At 38.7% G+C, this 1366-nt stretch carries 1 protein-coding gene and 1 pseudogene; both read right to left on the bottom strand.

Annotated elements, in window-relative coordinates; all coding sequences use genetic code 11:
• The coding region (locus tag GXK57_RS26070) for an ABC transporter permease (protein WP_160680931.1) at positions 1-815 on the bottom strand (815 nt) is incomplete at its 3' end.
• Positions 808-1366 (bottom strand): annotated as a pseudogene (locus GXK57_RS26775) (ABC transporter permease); the annotation flags it as partial. The pseudogene GXK57_RS26775 and the gene GXK57_RS26070, both read right to left, overlap by 8 nt.

Here is a 1366-nt window from a genome sequence, read left to right as displayed (position 1 = left end):
GGTAGATTTAATCCTAAAAGCTGTGACTTTAACTGGAAAGCATCTGCAAAGCTGAATAATAAACAAGCAAGTAAAGTCCCCTTTGGCTTCCAGTTACCGAAGATTACTGCTGCTAGTGCTATAAATCCTTTACCAGATACCATACCATCTCTGTATAACGGTGTAGTTCCAAGTGATAAAGCTGCTCCACCAAGACCTGCAAGCATTCCTGATAGCACTACACATATATATCTTACCTTATATACGTTTATTCCTAGAGTATCTGCTGCTTTTGGATGTTCTCCAACGGCTCTTATTCTTAAGCCCCATGGAGTCTTATAAAGTACAAAGTGAGCAATAAATACAGCTATTACCGCTGCGTAAACAAACCAGTTTAAATCTCCTACAAGCTTACCTAATACAGGCATGTTTCTTAAAGCTTTTGGTATGTTATAAGCTAAACCAGTAACTCCATCTGTTTGTCCGCCCTTTCCAAAAAGCTTAAAGATAAGAAACGCTGCTAGAGCTTGAGCGAATAGATTTATAGCTGTACCTGATATTACTTGGTCTGCTTTTAGATTTATACTTAAGAAAGCGTGGATTAGAGCTATAGCTCCTCCTGCAATCAAGGCAAATAACACTCCTACTAGAGCGCTTCCTGTAAGGAAAGACCCGTATACTCCAAAGAAGGCTCCCATGATCATCATACCTTCAAGTCCTATATTTACAACTCCTGATCTTTCTGAAAATACTCCACCAAGACCTGCAAATATTAAAGGAGTAGCAAGAGCTAGAGTTGAGGATAACAGTTCCATTATTATATTTATACTAGCCATTGATCATTGCCCCCTTCTTCTTCTTTTCTGCAAAGTACTTAACAATATAGTCTGTTGCTACAAATATTATTATTATTGATTGTATAAGATAAACTATTTCCTTTGGTATACCATTTAGCTGTAGCACCTTTGAGCTGCTGTTTAAAGCTCCAAAAAGTACTGCTGCAAAGATACATCCTATCGGATGGCTTTTCGCAAGAAGAGCTACTGCCATACCAGTAAATCCATAACCAGGAAGAGTACTAAAATCATCTGTGTAGTACTTACCACCAGCTAAGTGCACTGCTCCACCAAGTCCTGCTATAGCTCCTGATATAACCATGGCAAGAACGATGTTCTTTGATATGTTTATTCCGCCATATTCAGCTCCCTGTGGATTCAATCCAACTGCTCTAAGCTCATAGCCTATAGTAGTCTTCCATAAAAGCCAAGTTATAAGTATTGCCACTGCTATTCCGATAAATACACCTATATTTGCTTGATAGTCTGGCATGAATCTAGCAAGCCTTGCACTTTCTTGTATTAATGGTGATGCAGACTTTCCTTTAACC

Origin of the sequence: Clostridium sp. C8-1-8, assembly GCF_009928445.1 — a bacterium.
Lineage (GTDB): Bacteria > Bacillota > Clostridia > Clostridiales > Clostridiaceae > Clostridium_AR.
This window is presented reverse-complemented; position numbering and strand designations above follow the sequence as displayed.